The following is a 233-nucleotide window of genomic DNA, read 5'->3' as shown; positions in this document are numbered from 1 at the left end:
GTATCGATCCTGCTGAGATGGTAGAAGAATCGGATTGGGAAGAGAACAACTCATCAGCACTGATTGCGGCGATGGATACCCTCGATGATCGTTCACGCGATATCGTTGAGCAGCGCTGGCTGTCTGAGCAAAAATCTACCTTGCACGAATTGGCAGCGGTTTACTCTATCTCAGCTGAGCGTGTACGCCAAATCGAAAAAAATGCTATGGATAAAATTCGTGATGCTATGACC

General features: G+C 47.2%; 1 protein-coding gene. It reads left to right on the top strand.

Annotated elements, in window-relative coordinates; translation table 11 throughout:
• Positions 1-233, top strand: a 233-nt coding sequence (locus AAEZ03_RS29005) for a sigma-70 family RNA polymerase sigma factor (RefSeq protein ID WP_350583465.1), incomplete at both ends; no start/stop codon positions are given.

Source organism: Pseudomonas sp. HY2-MNA-CIBAN-0224, assembly GCF_040310285.1.
GTDB classification, from domain to species: domain Bacteria; phylum Pseudomonadota; class Gammaproteobacteria; order Pseudomonadales; family Pseudomonadaceae; genus Aquipseudomonas; species Aquipseudomonas helleri.
This window is presented reverse-complemented; position numbering and strand designations above follow the sequence as displayed.